Source organism: Leptospira bourretii (genome assembly GCF_004770145.1).
In the GTDB taxonomy this organism is placed as follows: Bacteria; Spirochaetota; Leptospiria; order Leptospirales; family Leptospiraceae; genus Leptospira_A; species Leptospira_A bourretii.
This window is the reverse complement of the sequence record NZ_RQFW01000012.1, coordinates 436,870-443,882: the sequence shown is the minus strand read 5'-3', so window position 1 is coordinate 443,882 and position 7,013 is coordinate 436,870. Positions and strand designations below refer to the sequence as shown.

The window sequence follows — 7,013 nt, the reverse complement described above, 5'->3', positions numbered from 1 at the left end:
TAATGCAATTCACTATAATGTTTGTTACATCACCACCACTCACACGACCAAATCCATTGCTGATTGTGCAGGTTTCTTCGTAAAATAATGAAGCAAATAATTTATGATAACTTAATATTTAGATTTGTAAGAAACAACAAAGTTGGCAATAAGCAATTCATATAGCTAACTATCAATTGCCTTTAACTGTTATTCGCATAAATCCGGAGAAAAAAAAGAATTTGGCGCCGAAGAAAATTAAATCGTTCGGGGGGAAACTAATTTAATTTAACTAAAAATAAGGAAAAATCTAACAATGGACTTCTTCGAAAATTACTTAGAAAAAATAATTAACTTTGCAAAATCAGATGAGCGATTTACAGCCATTTGTTGTGCAGGATCTGGAATTACAGAAGAACTAGACAAATATTCGGATTTAGACATTGTTTTAATTACGGAAAACAATGTTGTATTTCCACCAGACGAGATGAAACAATTCGCAGACCAAATAGGTGATCTGTTAGTTGGTTTTACAGGAGGACATGTAGGTGAAAGTCGCTTGCTTATATGTTTATACAATTCTCCATTATTGCATGTAGATCTCAAATTCATCCGAATGCAAGATTTCCATGATCGAGTCGAAAATCCAAAAATTTTATTCTATTTATGTTCCAAAGAAAACCCATTCCCATTGATACGAATGAATCGTAGGCGAATATACGCAATGCGTTTAGTCCCCTACTTGGTAGTTATCTGACTTGCAATTAGCCTCCTCCTTGTGAATTATCCGAATAGCAAATAGCTCGCGTTGTCAACACCTCGCCCCCATTCATCTTTTCCTTATTCTATTCTATCTTCTAATGACCGCTCTTCTTTCTTAAAAACTATCTCCAATCCAAAACCAGTTATGTGACATAACTTTCTCTATATTTACCTCTTACACACCTCTCACAGAAAATTCCACGTCAGATTATCATTTTTATTCTTGACATGCAGGCATTTACCTGCATAATAATTCGCATGCCCAAAGAAATGGAGGAAACCGATCAGGTATTCAAGGCAATGGCTGACCCGAATCGCAGAAAGGTGCTCGATCTTCTTTATGCTAACAATGGTCAGACTCTGACTGCACTTTGCGAACAACTAGACATGCAAAGACAATCGGCAACCCAACATATAGAAATCCTCATCAAGGCCAACTTGGTAACCGTTGTTTGGAAAGGGCGAGAGAAACTTCACTTCATCAACCCTGTTCCAATTTACGAGGTCTATGCACGTTGGGTTCGAAAATTTGAAGAGAACCGTTTAGGTTTTTTACACGACTTAAAAATACAACTTGAAGGAGAAAATCATGGAACCACATAACTTTGTTTATGTTACTTTTATACTTAGCACACAGGAGAAAGTATGGAATGCAATCATTGATCCTGAAGTGACATCCAAATATTGGCTTGATCCACTAGCGAAAAATCCAGCGCATACCAATGTTTCAGAATGGAAAGTTGGTTCCGTTTGGAAACATATAAGAATGGATGATGAAAAAACAATCGATATCATCGGTAAAGTTTTGGAAATCATACCTCCACAAAAATTAGTTTTATCTTGGTCAAGGCCAACAGAATTCAATGATGAATCAAAGCACTCTCGAGTTACATTTGATATAGAAGCTTATGCCGATGGACTTGTTCGTTTAGTTGTCACCCATGAAGATCTAGACCCACAAATGTTAAAAGGAATTTCTAGTGGTTGGCCAAGTGTTCTCTCCAACCTAAAAACATTTTTGGAATCGGGCAGACCATTAGCAGGACATATTTCAATTTCTTAAAAAAATACTTTAAGAATGATTCTGTGCAAATTCGTAACAAACTATGGAGGATGATATGAATCAAATATATAACGGTGGATGTGCTTGCGGAAACATTCGTTACAAAATCACTGAAGAACCTATTTTTATGAACGATTGCCAATGCCGAGACTGTCAGCGGATGAGTGGAACCGGACATGGATCTTATCTTACCTTTCAATCCCGCACTACAGTCAAAGTAGAAGGAAAAACAACTAACTTCGATATGGTTGGCGACAGTGGAAATATCAAAACAAGTAGTTTTTGTCCTAACTGCGGTTCACCGGTCTATATGACTTTTTCCGCTATGCCTGAACTATTTACCATTCATGCAACAAGCCTTGATGATCCAAATCTCTACAAACCACAAGCAGTCACATATGTAAAACGAGGATATTCTTGGGACCATCTGGATCCTGCTTTACCAAAATTTGAAAAATTGCCAACAGGATAAAACTTAGTTTATTTTTTTGTGCGCCTCGAATTCATTAGTTGATCGATATTAAACTCTGAAACGACCGCGCTATCCGCTCCAATCTTTCCGGTCTGTTTGTAGATGAAAATAGTTATCAGTATGGAAAGGATTTCCGCACGCAGCTTAATTTCATTTGCAATCGATTTTCGGAGATTTTAGTCTAAATATTTCATCACGCCTTGTTTATGTTGGATTCGCTAGGCTCATCCACCAAGTCAAACCTTCGGTTTGCTTTTATCCTCGCTCCTATTGTCGCTCCGGATTTATCGCTGGCGCTGGGGTTCATTTTTAGCAGAAAAATTATTTTGAAGTGATTCATTAAGGTAATTTTTTTGTCTTAATGAAAAATTATATTCTCAAGAATTAATAAACAAATGTTGTCAATTTAAAATAAACTTCATGCGAGTATACGTAACTCGATTAAATTCCCGTTAGCTGCAATTATACGTTATTCGTTTATTAGACTTATTTTTTTAAATTGACCTTACCTCATTATTTGTATAGAAGCGATTTTTCTATTTAAGTTTTCTCATTCGAATTTAGTTGAATTCAAAGCATATATATCTCTATCTCAACTTAACCACAACGGGTATGTAAAATGAACAACTTCCTCTGGCAATCCTCCTGTTGATCTATAGAAATCAAGAGCATAATCATCAATCAAATCTGCCTGGACAAACACTTCTTCGGCCCCCATCTTTTTACAATATACATTGATCGCTTCGATAAGTGATTTGCCAATTCCTTGACGTTGGTATTTGGTAAGGACGGCTAAGTCAAAAATGTAAACTAAAGGTTTTTCAGAATAATATTGACGAAGTGTATAAGCAGTCAAACCACCAATCACTTGACTCCTAAAGATTGAAACAAAAACGAAAAAATCATCACGTGCCAACAAGGATTGCAAATAATCTTCGTTCGGCATTTGAAAGTTTTTCATTTCAAATACATCTTCAAAGACTCGAATGAGTTTGATAAATTGATTTAACTCATTAGAGGACAGTTTTTTAATTTCTATATTTTCCATATTCAATCTTTCAATTAAATGTTTATATCCGAATTACATATAGCCGCAGACTTAATAGATATCTGGATCTACCAATGGAATACTTATATACGAATAGCGCATATTCGCAGTGGGGGGGGTAGATTTTTATATCTCAATGTTACTTTTCATTCACATTCTTATATGCGTAATGCGTATAAATATTTCTGATATCAGTGATTACTTCAAACGCTCCAACACACCTTTTCGTTTCACAATATTTTTATAATCCCATTGGAACTTTTTTGCCTGGCTGAGCCAAAGTTTCAGATCTTTTTTCTTGATTTGATTCACTTCCGTATAACGGACTTCGGCAGCCTTAAAACTTCCTTCCGGTGTGAGTCCATCCACTTCAAAACTTTGACCACTCCAGAAAAGAAGGCGGATACAAGTTTTTAATTTGCTATAACCAACAATAGGATTCCCATCTAAAAACCAAACGGGATGAGCATGCCAAATTTTTTTCAGAGCTTTGGGAAGATGTAGATTAATTTCCCTATAAAGAAAACTACAAATCTCTTTATCTGTTGAGGATTGTGATTGATTATATATTTCGATTTCTTGACTCATGGAGAAACTCTCTTCTTAAATCAATTTTGAAAATTGAAACGACCAAACTTTATTTTTATTCGATTCACGGCAATCAGCTATAAAAATTTTGACTAAGGACCCACTACCAATCGAATGAATTCAATTCATAGTGGGCAAACTTCAATTGTTTGGTTTCAACTCTTTCGGAATCTCCTCTTATTTACAAGTTTTCTTTACTGTTGAGACAACTTTAACATCTACTGTCGGCCAAAGTTTGCTCACACCATCGGATCCTTTGTGTAAATCATTACACTCGGCATTTAATTTACTAAGCCCAGATTGAAGACCAAGACCAACAACATCTACGGTTCCGGTTACCTCAACCACTTCCCCTTTCCATACAAAAGAAACTGGTATCGTTGTTTTAGCATTTCCGAATCTTAGATTCAGTTTCGCAGAACCAGTTTCACCTTCTGAAATATCAGAGAACGAACCCGAAATTTTTTTATTTCCTTTCACAGAACCAAAAAAGAATTTTTTGATTTTTCCATCACGGTCAGGCACACCTGAATTAACTGAAGAAGAATCAATCTGAAACTGGAGTGATTTGACTGCACCGAACTTCGATTTATCTTTTTGTTTCCCAACCACTTTAATAGAATCAAACTTTCCCTTAACACCTGTTTTCTCAGTAAACTTGAACGCTGTCCACTCTAAGGAGGTTTGGGCCGGGTCGTATTCATAAATACAATTCTCTTGCGCAACCAACTGAGAGATGGCGCTGAGTGCGATTAGTACCAAAATGGAATTAAAAATTTTCATGGAAACCTCTACTGGAAAATAGAAAATGTAGAACAACGTTTTGTCAAGTGGAGTCTAAGACTCGAATCACAATTCGCATGTTAAAATTTCTACACACGTTGGTATTTCACTTCAAGAACCAACTCTTCAAAAAAAAAGAAGAAAGCCTCTCGGTTAGGCTCACTTCCATGGAAGATTTGGCAAAATCTGTTTTGGATTTTTTCTCAGAATCACTCAATATTCAATCGTTCCCAAGCCAAATCATTGAAGGTTTCCGATCTTTACGTAGCAAGTACAGGCAAGTTACAAATCAAAATTTTTATGATTTCCTATTCGCTGCTTCACACCAGTATAAGGTTCGTCTAAACATTGTTCAAAAAACTTTACAAGACATAAGACCTTACATTACCGATGGTTCCCCTTTCGTGTTCCAAGTGGCGAGCGAAACAAACCAAATACCAGAATTTTATGCAATCGTAAGTTATAAAACATCTTCCTATCGAATCAAAGTCCTCAATCAAATTGATGGTGATGAGGAATGGTATTCAGAAAAAGAACTGCTAAAACTCATCGGAATCAAATCGAACAAAGAATATGTAGATTGGGTAATTGCTGAACCAACATTTCCGTTTTCAACAAACAAAGATATGTCGAAAGATGATTCTCCAGTCAAAAATGCTCTTAAACAAATTTCTCATTTGATTCGAATGGAGTCCCAAGATGTTTGGATCGTTTTTATTTATGGGATTGGAATTGGAATTTTATCTTTGGTGGTTCCCGTTGCAACGTCTTCATTAGTTAACATTGTAGCTTTCGGAGTTTTGCTCCAACCCGTTATCATATTAACATTGTTAGTTGTCTTTTTTCTTGGATTTGCAGGTGCCATGCAAACCATACAAATCTATGTGGTGGAAATTTTACAAAGGCGTGTGTTTGTTAGAATTGCTACAGAGTTTGCTGTCAAATTTCCAAAAATCAGCCAAGATTCCTTAGATAAACACCATAGCCCAGAACTCGTGAATCGTTTTTTTGATACGATGACCATTCAAAAATCCATACACTCCTTGTTAGTTGATGGTTTATCAGTTGTTTTGACAACCGTCATTGGTTTTATTTTGATTTCCTTTTATCATCCTATTTTTATCGTATTTTCTTTTCTCATTTTGTTCATTGGTGGGTATTGGGTTACTTATCGATTGGGCAAACCAGCCGCCGAAAACTATATCAAAATTTCAAAAGAAAAATATAAAGTAGCGGCATGGTTGGAAGAAATATCGAGACACTCTGCTCTTTTTCATTCTACATTTGGTTCAAATTTTGCTTTGGACAGAGCCGATTCATTTATTAGAGATTATTTGTATGCAAGGAAAAAATACTTTTTTAACTATATACGCCAAATCATTGGTCTTGTTGGAATCCAAGCCTTAGCAAGTGCCATTGTACTTGGATTAGGTGGTTATCTAGTCATCCATAGACAACTTACCATCGGACAATTGGTTGCAGCAGAACTTGTGATTGCTAAGGTACTCAGCGATATCTCCAAATTTGGAAAACAATTGGATAGTTTTTACAGTTTGATTGCTGCTGTGGATAAAATTAACTCGGTGTTCCATCTACCCACAATTCCGGTGAAAACAGTGGAATTTGAAATTCCTGAAGGACCAATCCAAGTACAACTCTCTGGGGTCCATTATTCCCTTACGAATGGTCACAAAATTTTTAATCAATTTAATTTAAAAGTATCACCAGGTAAATCCATTGGAATTTCATCTAACACTCCTTATGATGCACATATCCTATTAGATTTGATAAGTGGGGTGCGAACTCCAACATCTGGAATCGTAGAATACAATCACCAAAACATTCATGAAGTTTCCAAAGAACAAATTCATTCTGTTACCTTTTTGGTCAGAGGAAATGAAATTTTTGAAGGAAGCATTTTGGAAAACATTCGAGTGGGAAGAGAAGAAATATCCTTAATCGAAATTCGTGAACTTTTAGAAACGTTAGGTATTTGGGAGACAATTCAAATCCTACCAAATGGAATTCATACTCCACTCTTAACTTTTGGTCATCCTTTTGATTCAATACAAACAACGATTATATCCCTCGCAAGAGCAATTATTGGAAAACCAAAATTATTGTTAATCGATGGAAACTTGGATCTGTTACCTCCATCTCTCCTCAATTCTGCACTTAAAGTTATTTTGCAAAAAAACAAGGAATGGACTCTATTTATCGTTTCCAAATCACCTACTGTTCTTTCTTTGATGGACCAAATATTAAGATTAGAAAATGATTCACATTCCTTAAAGGTAAATTCTTAAAGTTGGCTTATG

Annotated in this window: 8 protein-coding genes; 5 read left to right on the top strand and 3 right to left on the bottom strand. The window is 35.7% G+C overall.

Annotation, left to right across the window (positions count from 1 at the left end; translation table 11 throughout):
* Positions 1-295: 295 nt before the first annotated feature.
* The 4 genes from EHQ47_RS09590 to EHQ47_RS09575 all read left to right on the top strand — a co-directional run bounded on the left by EHQ47_RS09590 (position 296) and on the right by EHQ47_RS09575 (position 2,276).
* Entirely contained in the window at positions 296-736 is a 441-nt protein-coding gene (locus tag EHQ47_RS09590; RefSeq protein ID WP_135747782.1) for an aminoglycoside 6-adenylyltransferase, read from the top strand.
* 263 nt (positions 737-999) lie between these two features.
* Positions 1,000-1,344 (top strand): ArsR/SmtB family transcription factor, encoded by a 345-nt coding sequence (locus EHQ47_RS09585; RefSeq protein WP_135777068.1) that lies wholly within the window; start codon positions 1,000-1,002, stop codon positions 1,342-1,344.
* Positions 1,331-1,804 carry an SRPBCC family protein gene (locus EHQ47_RS09580; RefSeq protein ID WP_135777067.1) on the top strand — a complete coding sequence of 158 codons (474 nt, stop codon included), beginning with the start codon at positions 1,331-1,333 and terminating at the stop codon, positions 1,802-1,804. Before EHQ47_RS09585 ends, EHQ47_RS09580 begins: the two co-directional genes overlap by 14 nt.
* A gap of 55 nt (positions 1,805-1,859) precedes the next feature.
* Positions 1,860-2,276 (top strand): GFA family protein, encoded by a 417-nt coding sequence (locus tag EHQ47_RS09575; RefSeq protein ID WP_167483276.1) that lies wholly within the window; start codon positions 1,860-1,862, stop codon positions 2,274-2,276.
* A gap of 592 nt (positions 2,277-2,868) precedes the next feature.
* On the opposite strand, the gene EHQ47_RS09570 is transcribed toward EHQ47_RS09575, so the two are convergent.
* The 3 genes from EHQ47_RS09570 to EHQ47_RS09560 form a co-directional block, all read right to left on the bottom strand.
* Positions 2,869-3,324, bottom strand: coding sequence for a GNAT family N-acetyltransferase (locus tag EHQ47_RS09570; protein WP_135777065.1), 456 nt, complete (start codon positions 3,322-3,324; stop codon positions 2,869-2,871).
* 198 nt (positions 3,325-3,522) lie between these two features.
* Positions 3,523-3,912 (bottom strand): DUF1801 domain-containing protein, encoded by a 390-nt coding sequence (locus EHQ47_RS09565; protein ID WP_135777064.1) that lies wholly within the window; start codon positions 3,910-3,912, stop codon positions 3,523-3,525.
* A gap of 177 nt (positions 3,913-4,089) precedes the next feature.
* Entirely contained in the window at positions 4,090-4,695 is a 606-nt protein-coding gene (locus EHQ47_RS09560) for a YceI family protein (RefSeq protein WP_135777063.1), read from the bottom strand.
* 77 nt (positions 4,696-4,772) lie between these two features.
* On the opposite strand from EHQ47_RS09560, the gene EHQ47_RS09555 reads away from it, so the two are divergent.
* A complete protein-coding gene (locus tag EHQ47_RS09555; protein WP_135777062.1) occupies positions 4,773-7,001 on the top strand; it encodes an ABC transporter transmembrane domain-containing protein in 2,229 nt (742 codons plus the stop codon).
* Positions 7,002-7,013 lie beyond the last annotated feature (12 nt).

What these genes read in the sequence shown, in the direction of transcription:
- EHQ47_RS09590 (WP_135747782.1), top strand. Translation starts at nt 296, where the DNA reads ATGGACTTCTTCGAAAATTACTTAGAAAAAATAATTAACTTTGCAAAA.
- EHQ47_RS09585 (WP_135777068.1), top strand. Translation starts at nt 1,000, where the DNA reads ATGCCCAAAGAAATGGAGGAAACCGATCAGGTATTCAAGGCAATGGCT.
- EHQ47_RS09580 (WP_135777067.1), top strand. Translation starts at nt 1,331, where the DNA reads ATGGAACCACATAACTTTGTTTATGTTACTTTTATACTTAGCACACAG.
- EHQ47_RS09575 (WP_167483276.1), top strand. Translation starts at nt 1,860, where the DNA reads ATGAATCAAATATATAACGGTGGATGTGCTTGCGGAAACATTCGTTAC.
- EHQ47_RS09570 (WP_135777065.1), bottom strand. Translation starts at nt 3,324, where the DNA reads ATGGAAAATATAGAAATTAAAAAACTGTCCTCTAATGAGTTAAATCAA.
- EHQ47_RS09565 (WP_135777064.1), bottom strand. Translation starts at nt 3,912, where the DNA reads ATGAGTCAAGAAATCGAAATATATAATCAATCACAATCCTCAACAGAT.
- EHQ47_RS09560 (WP_135777063.1), bottom strand. Translation starts at nt 4,695, where the DNA reads ATGAAAATTTTTAATTCCATTTTGGTACTAATCGCACTCAGCGCCATC.
- EHQ47_RS09555 (WP_135777062.1), top strand. Translation starts at nt 4,773, where the DNA reads ATGTTAAAATTTCTACACACGTTGGTATTTCACTTCAAGAACCAACTC.